The sequence below is a fragment of the Nocardiopsis alba genome (genome assembly GCF_000710955.1).
Taxonomy (GTDB): domain Bacteria; phylum Actinomycetota; class Actinomycetes; order Streptosporangiales; family Streptosporangiaceae; genus Nocardiopsis; species Nocardiopsis alba.
This window is the reverse complement of sequence record NZ_BAZE01000001.1, coordinates 298,787-318,028: the sequence shown is the minus strand read 5'-3', so window position 1 is coordinate 318,028 and position 19,242 is coordinate 298,787. Positions and strand designations below refer to the sequence as shown.

The window sequence follows — 19,242 nt, the reverse complement described above, 5'->3', positions numbered from 1 at the left end:
TGTGGGGGCGGCCCTTCGCCGTGTCCGCGAATCCCCCGCGTATCGCCTCCGGCCGCCCTAGGGTGCCAGGAGGGGTCCTCGAGAGGCGGGGGCCGTCGAGGAGGCGACGTGTTCGACATCCACCAGGCCGGTCCCGACGACGCGGGGGAGATCTTCACCCTCCAGCGCGCCGCCTACGTCGACGAGGCGCAGGCGTACGGGGATCCGTTCATCCTGCCGCTCACCGAGGGCCTGAGCCGGATCGAGACGCTTCTGGCCGACGAGGGGGCTCTGGTGCTCAAGGCGGTGGTCGGTGCCCGTGTGGTCGGGGCGGTGCGGGCCGGGGTCACCGATACCACGGGGGTCGTCGGCCGGTTGGTGGTAGCCCCGGATCTGCGACGTCGTGGGATCGCCCGGGCGCTGCTCTCCCGGGTCGAGGAGGAGTTGCGCGAGCGACGGCCGGATCTGGCGGCGTTGACGCTGTTCACCGGTGCGCAGAGCGCGAAGGAGCAGCGGCTCTACCGTGAGGTGGGGTACGCCGAGACGCACCGGGAGAGGGTGGCCGACCATCTGGTGATGGTGCACATGCGCAAGGAGTTGAGCGCGGTGGGAGCGGCGCTGTGAGGGGGAGCCGCGGCGTGTGCCTCCGGTGCCCATGGCCTAGGGTGCAGCCATGCTGAAAGTGGGACTCACCGGCGGTATCGGTTCGGGTAAGAGCGCGGTCTCCGCGGCGTTGGCCTCCTTCGGCGCGGTGGTCATCGACGCGGACGCCATCGCCCGCGAGGTCGTGGAACCGGGCACGCCCGGGTTGGCGGAGATCGTCGCCGAGTTCGGTGCGGGGGTGCTCACCCCGGAGGGGCGGTTGGACCGTCCCCGGTTGGGGGAGTTGGTGTTCGCCGACGAGGAGCGGTTGGAACGGCTCAACGCGATCGTCCATCCGAAGGTGGCCGAGCGCAGTGGCCGCCTGATGGAACAGGCTCTGGACTCCGACGCCGAGGTCGTGGTCTACGACGTGCCGCTGCTGGTCGAGAACGGCCTGGAGTCGCTGTACGACGTGGTGGTCGTGGTGGACACCCCCGACGAGACGCGGGTGGAGCGGGTGGCCCGGGACCGGGGGATGCCTCCCGAGCAGGTCCGCGCCAGGATCGCGTCCCAGACCGATCGGGAGACCCGTCTGGCCTCGGCCGACCTGGTGGTGGACAACTCCGGGAGCCGTGAGGACCTGGAACGCCGGGTCGAGGAGCTGTGGAACGAACTCCTGCGCAGAGCCGCCTAGACCTCACGTGTTCCCAGGGGCCGCGGCGCGACGCGGCCGGACTTCCATCGGCCGGGATGTCACCGGGGGTCGGTAGCGTTGGAGGGAGAGGGGACGGGCGGCTCGGGTCGGCCTGTGGTTCGACGGGAGATTGAGGGCTAGTGAGACCGGTCAGCGACATTGAACGCAGTGAGGCCCCCTTCGAGGTCGTCTCGGAGATGACCCCGGCGGGGGACCAGCCGCACGCGATCGAGGAGATCTCCAGGCGGGTCAGGGCGGGCGATCCGCACACGGTGCTGCTGGGCGCCACCGGTACGGGTAAGACGGCGACGGTGGCCTGGACGGTGGAGCGGCTCCAGCGGCCCACGCTGGTCATCCAGCCGAACAAGACGCTCGCCGCGCAGTTCGCCAACGAGCTCCGGCAGATGCTGCCGAACAACGCGGTCGAGTACTTCGTCTCGTACTACGACTACTACCAGCCCGAGGCCTACGTCCCGCAGAGCGATACCTACATCGAGAAGGACTCGTCGATCAACGACGAGGTGGAGCGGCTCCGGCACTCGGCCACCAACTCGCTGCTGACCCGGCGGGACACGATCGTGGTGGCGTCGGTGTCGTGCATCTACGGTCTGGGCACCCCGCAGGAGTACGTGGACCGGATGGCGCGGTTGGAGGTCGGCATGGAGGTCGACCGCGACGACCTGCTGCGCCGTCTGGTGGAGATGCAGTACTCGCGCAACGACATGGCGTTCACCCGGGGGACGTTCCGGGTGCGCGGGGACACCATCGAGATCATCCCGGTCTACGAGGAACTGGCGATCCGCATCGAGATGTTCGGTGACGAGATCGAACGTCTGCTGACGTTGCACCCGCTGACCGGTGAGGTGCTGGGCGAGAGCGACGCGATGTTCATCTTCCCCGCCTCGCACTACGTCGCGGGCGAGGAGCGCACCGAACGGGCGATCGCCTCGATCGAGGCGGAGCTGGGCGAGCGGCTCACCGAGCTGGAGGGTCAGGGGAGGCTGCTGGAGGCCCAACGTCTGAGGATGCGCACCACCCACGACCTGGAGATGATGCGTCAGCTGGGGACCTGCTCGGGGATCGAGAACTACTCGCGGCACTTCGACGGCCGCGATCCCGGAAGCGCGCCCAACACGCTCCTGGACTACTTCCCCGAGGACTTCCTCCTGGTCCTGGACGAGTCGCACGTGACCGTGCCGCAGATCGGCGCGATGTACGAGGGGGACGCCGCGCGTAAGCGGACCCTGGTGGACCACGGGTTCCGACTCCCCTCGGCGTTGGACAACCGTCCGTTGAAGTGGGAGGAGTTCACCGGACGGATCGGGCAGTCGGTGTACCTGTCGGCGACGCCCGGCAAGTACGAGCTGCGGCAGAGCGGCGGCGATGTGGTCGAGCAGGTCATCCGGCCGACCGGTCTGGTGGACCCGGAGGTGCTGGTCAAACCCACGGACGGGCAGATCGACGATCTGGTGCACGAGATCCGGGAGCGGGCCGAGCGATCCGAGCGGGTGCTGGTCACCACGCTCACCAAGAAGATGGCGGAGGACCTCACCGACTACTTCGCCGAGTTGGGGATCAGGGTCCGGTACCTGCACAGCGAGGTGGACACCCTGCGCCGGGTGGAGCTGCTGCGCGAGTTGCGGGTGGGCGAGTTCGACGTGCTGGTCGGGATCAACCTGCTGCGTGAGGGGTTGGACCTGCCGGAGGTGTCGCTGGTGGCGATCCTGGACGCCGACAAGGAGGGCTTCCTGCGTTCGGAGACCTCCCTGATCCAGACGATCGGTCGCGCGGCCCGTAACGTGTCCGGTCAGGTGCACATGTACGCGGACCGGGTGACGGACTCGATGAGCGCGGCGATCGAGGAGACCAACCGGCGCCGGGACAAGCAGTTGGCCTACAACGCCGAGCACGGGATCGACCCGACCCCGTTGCGCAAGCAGATCGCCGACATCCTGGACACCTTGAACCGGGAGGACGTGGACACCGAGGAGCTGATGTCGACCGGCTACCGCCAGGGGGCCAAGGCGACGAAGGCCCCGGTCCCGGCTCTGGGCGAGAAGGCGGACGTGGCGAACATGCCGCGCGCGGAGCTGGCCGGACTCATCGAGCAGTTGAGCGAACAGATGCACCAGGCCGCGACCGACCTGCGGTTCGAGCTGGCGGCCCGGCTCCGCGACGAGATCGGCGAGTTGAAGCGCGAGCTGCGCGGTATGGACGCCGCGGGGATGAGCTGAGCGGACGTTTCCGGGTGGGAGGGGCTTTCAGGAGTTCCTCCCACATCCCCGACCCTGTCTCGAAAAGAGAACGATCACAGAACTCTTGGGTCGCATAGTTACCTTCACGTGACATAGTCTTGGGTCTTGTCCCGGACCTATGTCGCGATTATCGGTTTTTGCTATGGGGGAGTTCATGGGTGGTCGAGTTCTTCGACTCGTGGGCGGCGCTGCGCTGCTCGGTTCCCTGGTCGTCGGCTGTGGGGTGGAGCAGGCGGCCCCCGACGAGGTCGACCCGGGTTCCGGACGCACCCATGCCGTGGACGAGGGGCGGGGATCGACCGATGAGGACCGCGAGCGGGAGCCGGAGGGCAACGTCGTCGACGACGAGGTGATCCTGGTGGTCGACGACGAGGCCGACGTCCACGAGGACTGCGAACATCGCAAGGTCGTCGTCTCCGCCGACAACGCCAAGGTGGTGCTGGACGGCGAGTGCGGTCTGGTGCGCGCCAGCGGTCGTGGTTCGGTGGTCGAGGTGGGCAGCGCCGAGAAGATCGTGTTGGTGGGGGTGGACAACAAGGTCTCCTTCGCCGGAGGCGACCCCGTGGTGGTCAACCACGGCCGTAACACCACCGTCACCGAGGGCGGCGACGCCGGTATCTGAACCCCCTCGCCCTCCACCCCGGGCGGACTCCGAAACCCCTATGTGGCAGGCGCTCGCGCTCTCGTACGCACCGCCCCGCCCTCGGTGGGCGGGCCATGATCCGTTACCGTGGAGCGCGTCCACCCGCACTCGTGTGAGGCGCCACGGAGGGCGGGATGGTCCGTACCATCGGTACGGTTCCCCGTTTTCGCGTATCGGTGCCAGGATGAGGCGGTACGGTCGTTCCGTCCCCACCGCGCCGATACGTCCGCGTGGTGGGCACGATGATCATGGGCGCCGCGGCGAGGCCGCGGCCGTGGGTGTTCGCTTGGCAAGGACCCGCTAGGGGAGGGGTGGATGAGCGGTTACGTCGCGCGGGTGCGACACGACGAGTCTCCCGGGGGCGACGTCGGACTCGACCCGTTGGTGCGTTCGGCCGCCCGACGCTGGGCCGACGCCGATCCCCTGTTGCCCGAACCCGTGGGCTTCGCCCCCAACTCCTACCCCCTCCTGACCGTCAGCGACGAGGACGGCCACCCCGTGGCGGCGGGCAGTATGCACTACACCTGGTACCAGCCGGGCGAGGTCGGCCGGATATGGGGCGTCCCCGACCAGCACTGGTTGACCCCCATCGTCGGTGGCCCCGAACCGGCGCGGGCCCTGGACTCCCTGCTCACCAGCTGGCGCGACCAGTTGGAGGACCTGCCCACCGGCACCGGGTCGGAGTCGGCCGCCCTGGTCAGCTGGCCGGCCCGGGACGTGGAGGGGATCATCCCGCTGCAACGTCACGGCCTCCAGCCCTACACGGTGCTCGCGGCCCGGCAGCGGCGTCGCGGGGTGCCGCCGTCGCTGCCTCCGCGCGATGTGACGATCCGCCTGGCCGACATCAGCGACCTGACCCAGGTGGTGGGGTTGCTGATGGAGGAGCACCGGTACGAGCAGCACTTCGGCGGGGTCTTCCTCCAGCCCGACACCGCCGAGCAGACCCGTAAGGTCTCGGCGCGGGCGCTGAACCGTTCGCGTTCGTGGATCTGGTTGGCCGAGCGTCGGGGACGCGCGGTCGGTCTGCTGTGGGTGTCCCCGCCCGAGCGTTCCCGTTGGGCCAGGTCCCTGGTGCGCGCCCGCCCGATCGCGCACATCGGCTACGCGGTGGTGACCGCCGCCGAGCGCGGCCACGGGATCGGTACGGCTCTGGTCAGTCAGGCGCATCAGGCCCTGGACAGTCACGGGGTGGCGGTGTCGGTGCTCAACTACGCGGAGATGAACCCGCTCTCGGGGCCGTTCTGGCACCGGATGGGCTACCGCCCGGTGTGGACGACCTGGGAGGTCCGCCCCGCCCTCGCCCTGCGCTGAACACGACGGTGGGGAGCCCCGGTGACGTGGCTCTCGACCGGCCTCCACTAGCCTGGGCGCGATAACGCGATGGGGCGGGAGAGGTGGTTGTGATGGCCGCGGACGATCGTGGGCCCGAGGGCGGCGAACAGGTGGAGATCGTGGAGGTGGGTCCGCGCGACGGCCTCCAGAACGAGTCCACCGTGCTGTCGGTCGAGGACCGGATCCGGTTGATCGACCGGGCGGTCTCCGCCGGGGTCCGGCGGATCGAGGCGGTCAGCTTCGTCAACCCCAAGCGGGTACCGCAGATGGCCGGGGCCGAGGAGATCATGGCCGGGGTCGACCGGGGGGCGGGGGCCTCCTTCATCGGCCTGGCCCTCAACCGTCGTGGCCTGGACCGGGCCCTGGCGGCCGGGGTCTCCGAGATCAACGTGGCGGTGCCGGCCACCGACGGCTTCAGCGTCCGCAACCAGGGGGCCACCGTCGACGAGATGCTCGACTCCCTGGCCGACATGGACCGGGCCTTGGAGGGCACCGGGGTGCCGTTGAGCGTCACGATCTCCACCGCCTTCGGCTGCCCCTTCGACGGCGAGGTCTCGACGGAACGGGTGCGCGAGGTGGCGCGGCGCGTCGCCGACACGAGCGCCGTGGAGATCGCGCTGGCCGACACCATCGGCGTGGGCGTGCCCTTCCAGGTCCGTGAGCTGACGAGGGCGGTCGGAGAGGTCGCCCCCGGGCGGACGCTGCGCTGCCACTTCCACAACACCCGGAACACGGGCTACGCCAACGCCCTGGCCGCCGTGGAGGAGGGCGTCCGCGTGCTGGACTCCAGCCTGGGCGGTTTCGGGGGCTGCCCCTTCGCACCCGCCGCGACCGGCAACATCGCCACCGAGGACCTGCTCTACCTGCTGCACCGGAGCGGGATGCGCACGGGGATCGGCCTGTCCGAGGCCGCGGCGCTGGGCGACTGGATGGGGGAGCGGCTCGGTAAGACCCCGCCCGCCTACCTGGGACGCGCCGGCGGATTCCCCGCCTGACCGAGGGATCGCCGCCCCGGCCGTGAACGATCCGGGGCGGTCTCCGACTGTTGCCTTCGCCACCCGTCCGGTGCGCGAGGGAACGTGAACGCCCTGTCCGTCGGGCTTGCCGAGGGCCGCGCGAAGGAGCCCGGGGAACAGCCGAGACCCGGAGGGCGTTCCCGGGTGTGGGCGAACGGGGGGCCTGTTATCCTGGTGCCCCGTGGAGTCCGACGTGCTGGAACGGCCCTCGCCGCCGCTCGGACCCGGACCGCCGCACGGCCTCTCGGCTCGTTCGAGCCCGCCGTAGCCAATCACACCACGGGAGCAACACTTTGGCATCCGCCGCGAGTACCAAGCACCTTTTCGTTACCGGCGGCGTCGCCTCCAGTCTCGGCAAGGGCCTGACCGCCTCCAGCCTGGGTCGACTCCTGAAGTCGCGAGGCCTGCGGGTCACCATGCAGAAGCTGGACCCCTACCTCAACGTTGACCCGGGGACCATGAACCCCTTCCAGCACGGTGAGGTCTTCGTCACCGACGACGGTGCCGAGACCGACCTGGACGTGGGCCACTACGAGCGTTTCCTCGACGTGGAGCTGTCCGCGTCGGCCAACGTCACGACCGGTCAGATCTACTCCAGTGTCATCGCCAAGGAGCGCCAGGGCGCCTACCTGGGCGACACCGTGCAGGTCATCCCGCACATCACCAACGAGATCAAGTCGCGTATCTACGCGATGGACGCCCCCGACGTCGACATCGTCATCACCGAGATCGGCGGCACGGTCGGCGACATCGAGTCGCAGCCGTTCCTGGAGGCCGTCCGTCAGATCCGGCACGAGATCGGCCGGGAGAACTGCTTCTTCCTGCACGTGTCGCTCATCCCCTTCCTCGGCCCGTCCGGCGAGATGAAGACGAAGCCGACCCAGCACTCGGTCGCCGCCCTGCGCAGCATCGGTATCCAGCCCGACGCCATCGTGTGCCGTTCGGACCGGCCCATCACCCAGAGCCTGAAGTCCAAGATCAGCCTCATGTGCGACGTGGACGAGTCCGGTGTGGTCTCCACCCCCGACGCCCCCTCCATCTACGACATCCCCAAGGTGCTGCACCGTGAGGGCCTGGACGCCTACGTCGTCCGTCGGCTGGGCATGCCGTTCCGCGACGTGGACTGGACGGAGTGGGACGAGCTGCTGCGCCGCGTGCACCAGCCCGACCACGAGGTCACCATCGCCATGGTCGGCAAGTACATCGACCTGCCCGACGCCTACCTGTCGGTCAGCGAGGCGTTGCGCGCCGGCGGTTTCGCCACCGACACGCGGGTGAACATCCGCTGGGTGGCCAGCGACAACTGCGCCAGCCCCTCGGGCGCGGCCGCCGAGCTCGACGGAGCCGACGGCATCCTCATCCCCGGTGGTTTCGGGGTGCGCGGTATCGAGGGCAAGCTCGGCGCCATCCGCTACGCGCGTGAGAACAAGGTGCCGCTGCTCGGCATCTGCCTCGGTCTTCAGGGTCTGGTCATCGAGTACGCCCGCAACGTGCTCGGCCTGGAGGGCGCCAACAGCACCGAGTTCGACGACAAGGCCGTCGACCCGGTGATCGCGACCATGGCCGACCAGCAGGACGTGGTCTCCGGTGACCGCGACATGGGCGGCACCATGCGGCTGGGTCTGTACCCGGCCGACCTGGGCGAGGGCACCCTGGCCCGGGAGCTCTACGACGGTCGGGCGCAGGTCTCCGAGCGTCACCGGCACCGTTTCGAGGTCAACAACGCCTACCGTTCCAGGCTGGAGGAGGCGGGTCTGGTGTTCTCCGGGCTCTCCCCCGATGGCAAGCTGGTGGAGTACGTGGAACTGCCCCGGGACGCCCACCCGTTCTTCATCGCGACGCAGGCGCACCCGGAGCTGCGGTCCCGCCCGACCAACGCCAACCCGCTCTTCCGCGGGTTGATCTCCGCCGCGCTGGAGCACCAGGAGCCCTAGCGAGCGGAACCGACGGGTGGGGCCCGGTCTTTGAGAGGGGCCGTATGGCCGACCAGACCCGTCGGATCGAGAACGAGACGTCGGGGGCGTACGCGCGGGTCGCGGACGCCCCCGAGTCATGGCCGGTGGAGCGTTCCGAGGAGCGCTACCGCGGGCCCAAGTGCGGGATGCGCACCGACTGGGTGGAGATGCCCGGGGCCGGCGGCGAGGGGCGGACCGTGGCCGCCCGCGACTACATGGACCACCCCGGGGCCGCGGCGATCGTGGCCTTGGACGATCAGGGCCGGGTTCTACTTCAGCGCCAGTACCGGCACCCCACGGGGCACACCCTGTGGGAGCTGCCGGCGGGCGTCCTCGACGCGGAGGGCGAGGGGCCGTTGGCCACCGCGCGTCGTGAACTGGTGGAGGAGGCCGGTCTGAGGGCCGCCACCTGGCATCGGCTGCCCGCCTTCTTCCCCAGCACCGGTTTCTCCAACGAGCGGATCCACATCTTCCTGGCCCGGGACCTGTCCGAGGTGCCGGAGGAGGAGATCGACTTCGTGCGCGAGCACGAGGAGACCGACCTGGCCTCGGAGTGGTTGCCGTTGGAGGAGACGGTGCGCGCCGTGCTCGCCGATCGACTCCACAACGGTGCCACGCTCATCGGTGTCCTGGCCGCCCACGCCGCCTCCGGGGACGGGTTCGCCGCCCTGCCCGAGGCCTCCGACGACTGACGGGAAGGGGACGGGTGATCGACCCCGGAGAGGGCGGGGCGGACGTCGAGGGCCCGAACGGCTCGGCCGAAGGGGCGGAGCGTGGGCCGCTGGAGCGGGCGCGCGCCGCCTTCCTCGACCATCTGAGCGCGGAGCGCGCGTTGGCCGGTAACACTCTCGCCGCGTACCGGCGTGATCTGCGCCGTTACATCGACCATCTGGAGGAGAGCGGCGTCGACGACCTGGGCGGGGTGACCCCGGCACGGGTGGGACGCTTTCTCTCGGTGCTGCGCGAGGGCGACGAGGAGCACGGGCCGTTGAGCGCGGCCTCGGCCGGGCGCACCCTGGCGGCGGTGCGGGGCCTGCACCGGTTCGCCGTGCGGGAGGGCTGGGCGGCGGAGGACCCCGCCGTCGAGGTGACTCCGCCGTCGACGCCGATGCGCCTGCCCAAGGCCGTCCCGTTGGAGGTGGTCGAAGGGTTGTTGGAGGCGGCGGGGCCCGAGGAGGCCCCCGCCTCGGACCAGCGCCCCGACCTGTTGGCCCTGCGCGACCGTGCCCTGTTGGAGCTGCTCTACGGTACGGGGGCCCGGATCTCGGAGGCGGTCGGTCTGGACGTGGACGACGTCGCCGACGCGGTCGACGCCGGAGATCGGGTCGGGCTGGTGCGTTTCCGAGGTAAGGGCGAGCGTGAACGTCTGGTGCCGTTGGGCTCGCACGCCCGTCGCGCGCTCGGCGGGTACCTGACCCGGGCCCGGCCGACCCTGGCCGCTTCCGGCCGCGGTGGGCCGGCGTTGTTCGTCAACGCGCGGGGTGGAAGGCTGACCCGGCAGGGTGGGTGGGCGCTGCTGTCGGCGGTGGCCGAACGGGCCGGTGCGGAGGGGATCTCTCCGCACACCCTGCGGCACTCCTTCGCCACCCACCTGCTCGACGGCGGGGCCGACATCCGGGTGGTCCAGGAGCTGCTGGGGCACAGTTCGGTCACCACCACCCAGGTCTACACGCTGGTGACCGTGGAGAGGCTGCGTGAGGTGTACGCCTCAAGCCATCCGCGTGCGCGACGGGCGGCCCGGTGACACGGGGCGTGCGGCGGTCCGAGGGCGTCCGGGCGGAGGGGAGGCGGCTTCGCGCGGGGCGGGGCAGGGGTGTCCGGTGTGTACTCTTCTCCTACGAGATGGAAGGGCGTACGCGTCCGAACACCCTCGGTCCGCACGGTGAGGAATACTCGTCGGATCATGTTGAAGTGCGCCGTGTCGCCGTTCTAGAGTCGCCGCACGAAGGTACGTTGCTGTCGACATATTGAGTTTCCGACGGCGGTCGAGTCGTGGGGGACGTCAGGAGTCCCATCGGGCCGTGGCCGGTCCGTAGGGGAGGTCAAGGGTTGTGAACTGGTCGGAGTACGACGAGGCGGCGAACACCGCACCCGTCGGCGGGGACACCTCCGCCGACCCGGTGAACAACCCGTGGGGGACGACACGCAACACGGGGGCCGATCTGCACACCAAGAGACCCGAGCGGGCGTTTCCGGAGCCGGAGCCGCTGGACGAACACGGCCCGGCACGGATTGTAGCACTCTGTAACCAGAAGGGTGGGGTCGGTAAGACCACCACCACCATCAACCTCGGTGCCGCCATCGCGGAGTACGGCAGACGGGTACTGCTGGTCGACTTCGACCCGCAGGGCGCGCTGTCGGTGGGGTTGGGCCGTCTGGACCCGCGTGAGCTGGACCTGACCGTCTACAACCTGCTCATGCAGCGGGACGTGACGGTCGAGGACGTCCTGCTCAAGACGGACGTCGACGGCCTGGACCTCATTCCGAGCAACATCGACCTGTCGGCGGCCGAGGTGCAGTTGGTCGGCGAGGTGGCCCGTGAGCAGATGCTGGCGAGGGCGCTGCGTCCGGTCATCAACGACTACGACGTCATCCTGATCGACTGCCAGCCCTCGTTGGGCCTGCTCACCGTCAACGCGCTGACCGCGGCCGACGGCGTCATCGTGCCGTTGGAGTGCGAGTTCTTCGCGCTGCGCGGTGTGGCGTTGCTGATGGACACCATCCAGAAGGTCCAGGAGCGCCTCAACGAGGACCTGGTCATCGACGGTTTCCTCGGCACCATGTACGACCCGCGGACCCTGCACGCCCGTGAGGTGCTGTCCACGATCGTGGACGGGTTCGGCGACAAGGTCTACGGTACGGTCATCAATCGCACCGTGCGGTTCCCGGACGCCACCGTGGCGGGCGAGCCCATCACCAGGTTCGACTCCTCCTCGGCCGGGGCCAACGCCTATCGTGCTCTGGCCAAGGAGGTGCTGGCGAGGTGGCCTCTCAGCGGTCACGGCGCGTGACGCTACCCGGGGCGGACGAACTCTTCTTCCGCCCCTCCGGGCCCGACGGGGAACAGTCGGAGGCCGAGAGCCGGCACAAGGTACCGGAGCAGGAACGACAGGAGACGAACGGGGACGACGTCGAGAGACGGCGGCCCCGTGGGGCGGACGACGCCGGGGACGGCCACGGAGTCAAGGGCGACGGCGCGGTGCGTCGGGCCCCCAAGCCCAGTGGTCGCCAGCGTCACGACGAGAAGATCACCGTCTACATCTCCGGTGCGGAGCTGTTGGCCCTGGAACAGGCCCGACTGTCGCTGCGCGCCGAGCACGGGCTGTCGGCCGACCGGGGGCGTCTGGTCCGGGAGGCGGTGGCCGTCCTGCTCGCCGACTTCGAGGAGAACGGCGCGGGCAGCATGCTGGTACGTCGGTTGAGCGAGGACTGAGCGGGCCGCGCACCCGGATCGGACGCCCCCCGTGGGGTGGTCCGGGCACGGCCCGTCACGCGCGGCTCCGAATCGGTGACACCCTTGTCCTATGAGTGAGAAGACGTGGGCCCGCCATGGCGACTGACCCGGAGGGGGTCCCTCCGTCCGCCGGGGGCGTGGACGAGGTCGACGAGAACGCCTTCCAGGTGCACCTGGACAACTTCGAGGGCCCCTTCGACCTGCTCCTCGCGCTGATCTCGAAGCACAAGCTCGACATCACCGAGGTCTCCCTGTCGAAGGTCACCGACGAGTTCATCGCGCACATCCGGGCGCACGGTGACGACTGGGATCTGGACCAGGCCAGCAACTTCCTGCTGGTGGCGGCCACCCTGTTGGACCTGAAGGCGGCGCGGCTGCTTCCACGTGGGGACGTGGAGGACGAGGCGGATCTGGCCCTGTTGGAGGCGCGCGACCTGTTGTTCGCCCGGCTGCTCCAGTACCGGGCCTACAAGGAGGTCGCCTCCTATATGCGCGAGCGGTTGGCCTCGCAGGGGCGCCGTTACGCTCGGGCCGTGCCGTTGGAGGAACGGTTCGCGGGGATGCGTCCCGACGTGCTGTTCAAGCTGGGCCCTCAGGAGTTCGCGGCGCTCGCGGGGATGGTGTTCACCCCCAAGGAGCCGCCGAGCGTCCCGGTCACGCACATCCACCAGACCAAAACCTCGGTCAAGGAGCAGGGCGAGCTGATGGTCGCCGAGCTGCGAGAGCACGGACGGTTGTCCTTCGCCCGGCTCACGGCGGGCTGTACCGGAACCTTCGAGGTGGTGGCCCGTTTCCTGGCGCTCTTGGAGCTGTACCGCGCCTCGAACGTGGGGTTCGACCAGCCCGAACCGTTGGGCGAGCTCATCGTGACCTGGACCGGAGGGGACCGTGAGGTCGAGGTGGAGACCGAATACGACGAGGCGGTGGCACCCGCCGATACGGGGGACGGACGATGACGACGGAGTACGCCGGGACGGACGAGGCGGCCGTGGCGCCGCCGACCCTGCGCCGTGACCTGGAGGCGGTCCTCATGGTCGTCGACCAGCCGGTGTCCGAGTACGACCTGGCCAAGGCGTTGGGTGTCCCACTCGACGTGGTCACGCGTACCCTGGAGGACCTGTCACGGGAATACACCGAACAGGGCCGTGGTTTCGACCTACGGGCGGTGGCCGAGGGCTGGCGTGTGTACACGCGTCCCGAATGCGCCGACATCGTCGAGCACTTCCTCAAGGAGGGGCAGGAGGTACGCCTGACCCAGGCGGCCCTCGAGACGATGGCGGTGGTCGCCTACCGTCAGCCGGTCTCCCGTGGCAGGGTCTCCGCGGTACGCGGGGTCAACTGTGACGGGGTCATGCGTACCCTCGTACTGAGGGGCCTGATCGAAGAGTCCGGTCACGACCCCGAGTCCGGTGCCCTGTTGTACCGGACCACTTCCTATTTCCTGGAACGGCTGGGCCTGCGCGGCCTCGACGAGCTGCCTGATCTGGCGCCGTTCCTCCCCGACGACATCGAAGGTCTTGACGACACCGGTGAGCACAACTGATAACGACCGTCCCCGCGGTGAGCGGGGCGGATACGCCCCGCGCGGTGAGCGCGGCGACTATGACGACCGAGGCGGCCGAGGCCGCCGTTCCTTCGACCGTGACGACCGCCGGGGTGGCGGACGTCCCGACCGGGACCGTGGTGGGTTCCGTGGTGACCGTGATCGGCGTGACGATCGTGGTGGCCGTTCCTATGACCGTCGTGACGACCGTGGTGGTCGTTCCTTCGAGCGGCGTGATGACCGGCGTGGTGGCGGTGGCCGCTTCGACCGTGATGAGCGTCCGCGCCGTGACGACCGGGACCGTGGTGGGTTCCGCGGTGACCGTGACCGTCGCGATGACCGTGGTGGCCGCTCCTTCGAGCGACGCGACGACCGGCGTGGTGGTTTCCAGGGACGCCGTGACGACCGGGATCGCGGTGGTCGCTCCTTCGACCGTGACGACCGTGGTGGTCGTTCCTTCGAGCGGCGTGACGATCGGCGTGGTGGCGGTGGCCGCTTCGACCGTGATGAGCGTCCGCGCCGTGACGACCGGGACCGTGGTGGGTTCCGCGGTGATCGCGATCGTCGTGATGACCGTGGTGGCCGTTCCTATGACCGTCGTGACGACCGTGGTGGTCGTTCCTTCGAGCGGCGTGATGACCGGCGCGGCGGTGGCCGCTTCGACCGTGACGACCGCGGCGGTCGTTCCCACGATCGTCGTGACGACCGGCGCGGCGGTGGCCGTCCCCAGGACCGGCGTGACGATCGGCGTGGTGGCGGTGGCCGCTTCGACCGTGACGAGCGCCCGCGCCGCGACGACCGTCGTTCCTCCGGCCGCGACGACCGTCGCGACCGCTACCAGGGACGTCGCGACCAGGCCCCGACCGGTGGCGCGGTCAAGAGCGAGAACCAGCTCTCCAAGGCGGCCCGTGAGCGTCTCAACGCGCTGCGCGCCGACTACGACCCGCGCGATGAGGACCGTCACTCCGGCGAGGACCGTGACACCTACACGGACGTCCCCGACGGCATCCGTCTACAGAAGGCCCTCGCGGCCGCCGGTGTCGCCAGCCGTCGCGCCAGCGAGGAGATGATCGCCGCCGGTCGCGTCAGCGTCGACGGTCAGATCGTCCGTCGCTTCGGCGCCCGGGTGGACCCGGAGGCCTCCGAGATCCGGGTCGACGGCATGCGTGTGGTCACCGCCCCGGACAAGCTGTACTTCGCGCTGAACAAGCCGCGTGGCGTGGTCAGCACCATGTGGGACCCCCAGGGTCGTCCGACCCTGGCCGACTACACGGGGCAGACCGAGGAGCGCATCTTCCACGTGGGTCGGCTGGACACCGAGACCGAGGGTCTGATCCTGCTGACCAACGACGGTGAGCTCGCCAACCGGCTCACGCACCCGCGTTACAAGGTCATCAAGACCTACATCGCGAAGGTGCCCGGCCCGGTGCCGCACCGTGTGGTGCGCGAGATCGAGAAGGGCATCGAGCTGGAGGACGGCCCCGTCGAGGTCGACTCCTTCCGCGTGGTCGACAACGACAGCCAGCAGGCCATGGTGGAGATCCGACTCCACGAGGGGCGCAAGCACATCGTGCGTCGTCTCATGGAGGAGGTGGGCCACCCGGTCACGGACCTGGCCCGTACCCAGGTCGGCCCGATCGACCTGAACACCCTGAGGCTGGGCACGATGCGCGCGCTGAGCTCGCGTGAGATCGGCGAACTGTACAAGGTCGCGGGTCTGTGACCCGAGTCTGTCGATACAGTTGACGGCGGCCGTCCCATGGTGGGGCGGCCGCCGTTCTCCTTCGGGGAGCGGGGAGAGACGACGACGAGGCGGGAAGAACGTGGCGGTACGGGCCATCCGCGGTGCGGTGCAGGTCGATGCGAACGAACGCGAGCAGGTGCTGGAGGCCACGGCCGAACTGGTCTCCGAGGTGATGGAGCGCAACGGTCTCACCACGGACGACGTGATCAGCGTGCTGTTCACCGCCACCCCCGACCTGACGTGCGAGTTCCCGGCGTTGGCCGCGCGCGAGGTCGGTTTCTCCGACGTCCCGTTGATGTGCGCGACCGAGATCGCGGTCCCGCACGCCCTGCCGCGTGTGGTGCGGCTCATGGCGCACGTGGAGACCGAGCGTCCCCGCTCCGAGGTCCAGCACGTCTACCTGCGCGGCGCCCAGGCGTTGCGCCTGGACATCGCGCAGTAGCCACGGCCGGAGAGGCCGTACGCTGGTGGCGTGGACACACGTCGGGGGGCCGGGGGAACGGTGAAGGTGAACGAGGACGCCGAGGGGCGCCGGAGCGATCTGCGGCGGGTCACGGTGATCGGTACCGGTCTGATCGGTACGTCGATCGCGCTGGCCCTGCGCGCCCATGACGTGGACGTCGCCCTCTCGGATCCGGACGCCTCCTCGTTGCGACTGGCCTGTGACCTCGGCGCCGGCCGCCCCTTGGAGGAGAACGCCTCCTCGGCCCCGGCCGACCTCGCGGTGATCGCCGCGCCGCCGGCCGTCGTGCCGGCGGTGCTGCGCGACGCCCAGAACCGAGGACTGGCCCAGGTGTACACCGACGTGGCCAGTGTGAAGGCGAGCGTGCTGCGCGAGGCCGAACGGTCCGGATGCGACATGGCGACCTTCGTTCCCGGCCACCCCATGGGCGGACGGGAGAAGCACGGCCCCGGCGCGGCCCGCGCCGACCTGTTCCTGGGGCGTTCCTGGGCCCTGTGTCCCACCGGTAAGGCCGACCCCGGTTCGGTGGCCGCGGTGATCGAGCTGGCCCGGGTGTGCGGCGCCGATCCGCTGATCCTGGACGCCGAGGCCCACGATCGCGCGGTGGCCCTGGTCTCGCACGCCCCGCACGTGGCCTCCTCCGCGGTGGCCGCGCGTCTGTCGGGAGGGGACGAGACGGCCCTGGCCCTGGCCGGTCAGGGCGTGCGCGACGTCACCCGGATCGCCGGGGGAGACCCGGCCATGTGGGAGGAGATCCTCTCCCACAACGCCCTTCCGGTGGCCGAGGTGCTCGCCGAGGTGGCCGAGGACCTGGCCGCCACCGCCGAGGCCCTGCGTTCCCTGGCGGGGGCGGCCGAGGGTGTCGACGTTCTGGAACCGGTGCGGGACCTGTTGTCGCGGGGGCGCGTGGGGCATGGGCGCATCCCCGGCAAACACGGGTCGGTGAGCCGTCCCGAGTACACCGTCATGCCGGTGGTCATCCCCGACGAACCAGGGGCGTTGGGGAGGCTGTTCGCGGCCGCGGCCACCGCCGGGGTCAACATCGAGGACGTACGGATCGAGCACAGCCCCGGACTGCCGCTGGGCGTGGCCGAGCTGTACGTGCTTCCCGAGGTTCTGGACACCTTGGCTGAGGCCCTGTCCGCGGACGGTTGGTCGGTGCACCCCGGCGCCTGATAGTTGGTCCGAGGGCGCCCGTCGCGCGGGTAGGCTGAGGCGTCGATCAAAGCGGACCTTCGAGGGAGACAGCAGTAGTGAGCGCGCAGGGCACCGGAATCGTCATCGCCATCGACGGTCCCTCCGGGTCGGGCAAGTCGAGCACGGCCAAGGGTGTCGCCAAGGCGCGGGAACTGCGCTACCTCGACACCGGCGCCATGTACCGGGCTCTGACCTGGTGGATGCTGCACCACGGGGTGGACGTCTCCGACCCCGCGGCGGTGGCCGCCGAGGTCTCTCGTCCGGTCATCACGATGGGCACCGACCCGGGCGACCCCACCGTCAAGGTGGACGGCCACGACGTGACCGCGGACATCCGCGGCGAGCGGGTCACCACCAACGTCAGCGCGGTCTCCGCCGTGCCCGAGGCCCGTGAGCTCCTCGTGCGCACCCAGCGCGAGGTCATCGAGGCGGCCCGTGCCGAGAGCGCGGGCATCGTCGTCGAGGGGCGCGACATCACCACGGTGGTCGCCCCCGAGGCCCCGGTGAAGCTGTTCATCACGGCCAGTGCCGAGGCGCGCGCGCAGCGCCGCAGCAAGGAGGTCCGCACCGGCGACGTGGCCGCGACCCAGGCCGACCTGGCCCGTCGTGACCGTCTGGACTCCAACCGCGCGCACTCTCCGTTGACCCGGACCGAGGACGCCTTGGAGCTGGACACGACGGGGCTGACCCTGGACGAGGTCATCGCCCTGGTGGTCAAGCTGGCCGACGAGGCCGGCGGCGAGTAGTACCGGCCGGGAGAGCCCGGCCACACCCTCCCCTTCGGGGGAATCACGACACCCGCCCGAGGGGTTTCCCTCAGGGTGGTCACGGGCGCCCGTACGGGCGCCCCCATCGATTCACGTGGCGATCGCGTCGAATCTTCGTGGCCTCGCGGCACGCATCCTGGGCGCGCGGGGTCCTTCAACCGGGAGTTATGAGCAATGAGTGAGTTCGACGTGTCCGACATCGGATACGAGTCCGAGGGGCCCGAGCCGGCCCTGCCGGTCGTCGCGGTCGTGGGCCGCCCCAACGTCGGCAAGTCCAGTCTGGTCAACCGGATCCTCGGCCGCCGCGAGGCCGTGGTCGAGGACGTGCCGGGCGTGACCCGTGACCGCGTCGCCTACGACGCCGAGTGGCAGACCCGGCGCTTCACGCTGGTGGACACCGGTGGTTGGGAGACCAGTGTCGCCGGTCTGGCCGCGATGGTCGCCCGTCAGGCCGAGTACGCCGCGCAGACCGCCGACGTGATCCTGTTCGTGGTGGACGCGACGGTCGGCATCACCGACGCCGACGCCGCCGTCACCCGCGTCCTGCGCGCCACCAAGCGTCCCGTGGTCCTGGCCGCGAACAAGGTCGACGGCGGTCAGCAGGAGGCGGACGCCCTCGACCTGTGGAACCTCGGCGTGGGCCAGCCCTTCCCCATCAGCGCCCTGCACGGTCGTGGGACCGGCGATCTCCTCGACGCCCTGGTGTCGTCGTTCCCCGAGGTCCCGGAGGGCGACGACGATCGTGACGGTGAGGACGGCCCGCCGCGCGTGGCCCTGCTCGGCCGTCCCAACGTGGGCAAGTCCAGCCTGCTCAACCGGCTGGCCGGCGAGGACCGCGTGGTCGTGGACTCGGTGGCGGGGACCACCCGGGACGCGGTCGACGAGCTGATCGAGCTGGGCGGCAAGACCTGGAAGTTCATCGACACCGCCGGTATCCGCCGCCGGTTCCGTGCCCTTCAGGGAGCCGACTACTACGCGACTATGCGGACCGGCACGGCCTTGGAGCGGGCCGAGGTGGCGGTGGTGCTGATGGACGTCAGCGAGCCGCTCGCCGAACAGGACATCCGGGTGGTGGAGCAGGTCGTCGAGGCCGGCCGCGGCCTGGTCCTGGCCTTCAACAAGTGGGACATCCTCGACGAGGAGCGCCGCATCTACCTGGAGAAGGAGATCGACCGGCAGCTCTCCCGCGTCTCCTGGGCCCCCCGGGTGAACATCTCCGCGGCGACCGGCCGGCACATGGAGCGGCTCGTTCCGGCCATCGAGACCAGCCTGAACGGGTGGAACCAGCGCATCCCGACCGGGCAGCTCAACAATTGGCTCAAGGAGCTGGTGGCGGCCACCCCGCCGCCGGTACGCGGCGGCAAGCAGCCCAAGATCCTGTTCGCGACCCAGGCGGGTGCCTGCCCTCCGCACTTCATCCTGTTCACGACCGGTTTCCTCGAGGAGAACTACCGCCGGTTCATCGAGCGTCGTCTGCGCGAGGACTTCGGCTTCGAGGGGACCCCGGTGCACATCAGCATGCGCATTCGGGAGAAGAAGAACGGTGTTCAGGGGCGTGCCTCCAAGGGCAGCGTGCGTCCCGACCGCAATCAGCGCGGGCGCCGCTGACCCTCTTCGA

Annotated in this window: 18 protein-coding genes; all 18 read left to right on the top strand. The window is 70.0% G+C overall.

All coding sequences use genetic code 11. The annotated features are described in order from the left end of the window. Nucleotides 1-108: 108 nt before the first annotated feature. Nucleotides 109-603 (top strand): GNAT family N-acetyltransferase, encoded by a 495-nt coding sequence (locus TR33_RS01315; protein WP_017534034.1) that lies wholly within the window; start codon nucleotides 109-111, stop codon nucleotides 601-603. Nucleotides 604-652: 49 nt separating this feature from the next. After that, on the top strand, nucleotides 653-1,255 hold the full coding sequence (coaE, locus tag TR33_RS01310) for a dephospho-CoA kinase (protein WP_042280951.1): 603 nt from the start codon (nucleotides 653-655) through the stop codon (nucleotides 1,253-1,255). A 140-nt stretch (nucleotides 1,256-1,395) separates the two neighbouring features. Beyond that, entirely contained in the window at nucleotides 1,396-3,489 is a 2,094-nt protein-coding gene (gene uvrB, locus TR33_RS01305; RefSeq protein ID WP_014912246.1) for an excinuclease ABC subunit UvrB, read from the top strand. Nucleotides 3,490-3,652: 163 nt separating this feature from the next. Further along, a complete protein-coding gene (locus TR33_RS01300; RefSeq protein ID WP_017534032.1) occupies nucleotides 3,653-4,132 on the top strand; it encodes a DUF3060 domain-containing protein in 480 nt (159 codons plus the stop codon). A 336-nt stretch (nucleotides 4,133-4,468) separates the two neighbouring features. Then, nucleotides 4,469-5,464, top strand: coding sequence for a GNAT family N-acetyltransferase (locus TR33_RS01295; protein ID WP_014911540.1), 996 nt, complete (start codon nucleotides 4,469-4,471; stop codon nucleotides 5,462-5,464). Nucleotides 5,465-5,556: 92 nt separating this feature from the next. Next, nucleotides 5,557-6,480 (top strand): hydroxymethylglutaryl-CoA lyase, encoded by a 924-nt coding sequence (locus tag TR33_RS01290; protein WP_042280949.1) that lies wholly within the window; start codon nucleotides 5,557-5,559, stop codon nucleotides 6,478-6,480. Nucleotides 6,481-6,794: 314 nt separating this feature from the next. Next, nucleotides 6,795-8,435 (top strand): CTP synthase, encoded by a 1,641-nt coding sequence (locus TR33_RS01285; RefSeq protein ID WP_014910226.1) that lies wholly within the window; start codon nucleotides 6,795-6,797, stop codon nucleotides 8,433-8,435. A 44-nt stretch (nucleotides 8,436-8,479) separates the two neighbouring features. Then, the gene (locus tag TR33_RS01280; protein WP_042280947.1) at nucleotides 8,480-9,148 is read left to right on the top strand and encodes an NUDIX domain-containing protein; all 669 of its coding nucleotides are present in this window, start codon (nucleotides 8,480-8,482) and stop codon (nucleotides 9,146-9,148) included. Between the two features lie 14 nt (nucleotides 9,149-9,162). After that, entirely contained in the window at nucleotides 9,163-10,200 is a 1,038-nt protein-coding gene (locus TR33_RS01275; protein WP_042280945.1) for a site-specific tyrosine recombinase XerD, read from the top strand. Nucleotides 10,201-10,507: 307 nt separating this feature from the next. Then, complete coding sequence (locus TR33_RS01270) at nucleotides 10,508-11,467, top strand: ParA family protein (RefSeq protein ID WP_014912154.1); 960 nt, start codon at nucleotides 10,508-10,510, stop codon at nucleotides 11,465-11,467. Beyond that, on the top strand, nucleotides 11,464-11,889 hold the full coding sequence (locus TR33_RS01265) for a hypothetical protein (RefSeq protein WP_234305720.1): 426 nt from the start codon (nucleotides 11,464-11,466) through the stop codon (nucleotides 11,887-11,889). The genes TR33_RS01270 and TR33_RS01265 overlap by 4 nt, the downstream gene beginning before the upstream one ends. Before the next feature lie 116 nt (nucleotides 11,890-12,005). Further along, entirely contained in the window at nucleotides 12,006-12,866 is an 861-nt protein-coding gene (locus TR33_RS01260) for a segregation and condensation protein A (protein ID WP_026124903.1), read from the top strand. After that, on the top strand, nucleotides 12,863-13,453 hold the full coding sequence (gene scpB / locus TR33_RS01255; protein ID WP_014909296.1) for an SMC-Scp complex subunit ScpB: 591 nt from the start codon (nucleotides 12,863-12,865) through the stop codon (nucleotides 13,451-13,453). Before TR33_RS01260 ends, scpB begins: the two co-directional genes overlap by 4 nt. After that, nucleotides 13,440-15,176 (top strand): pseudouridine synthase, encoded by a 1,737-nt coding sequence (locus tag TR33_RS25790; RefSeq protein ID WP_084570168.1) that lies wholly within the window; start codon nucleotides 13,440-13,442, stop codon nucleotides 15,174-15,176. The genes scpB and TR33_RS25790 overlap by 14 nt, the downstream gene beginning before the upstream one ends. A gap of 100 nt (nucleotides 15,177-15,276) precedes the next feature. Further along, complete coding sequence (gene aroH / locus TR33_RS01245; RefSeq protein ID WP_017534025.1) at nucleotides 15,277-15,639, top strand: chorismate mutase; 363 nt, start codon at nucleotides 15,277-15,279, stop codon at nucleotides 15,637-15,639. Between the two features lie 30 nt (nucleotides 15,640-15,669). Beyond that, complete coding sequence (locus TR33_RS01240) at nucleotides 15,670-16,836, top strand: prephenate dehydrogenase (protein ID WP_387606900.1); 1,167 nt, start codon at nucleotides 15,670-15,672, stop codon at nucleotides 16,834-16,836. A gap of 77 nt (nucleotides 16,837-16,913) precedes the next feature. After that, the gene (gene cmk, locus TR33_RS01235; RefSeq protein ID WP_014912662.1) at nucleotides 16,914-17,603 is read left to right on the top strand and encodes a (d)CMP kinase; all 690 of its coding nucleotides are present in this window, start codon (nucleotides 16,914-16,916) and stop codon (nucleotides 17,601-17,603) included. 195 nt (nucleotides 17,604-17,798) lie between these two features. Then, nucleotides 17,799-19,232, top strand: a complete 1,434-nt coding sequence (gene der / locus TR33_RS01230) for a ribosome biogenesis GTPase Der (protein ID WP_042280939.1) — start codon at nucleotides 17,799-17,801, stop codon at nucleotides 19,230-19,232. Nucleotides 19,233-19,242 lie beyond the last annotated feature (10 nt).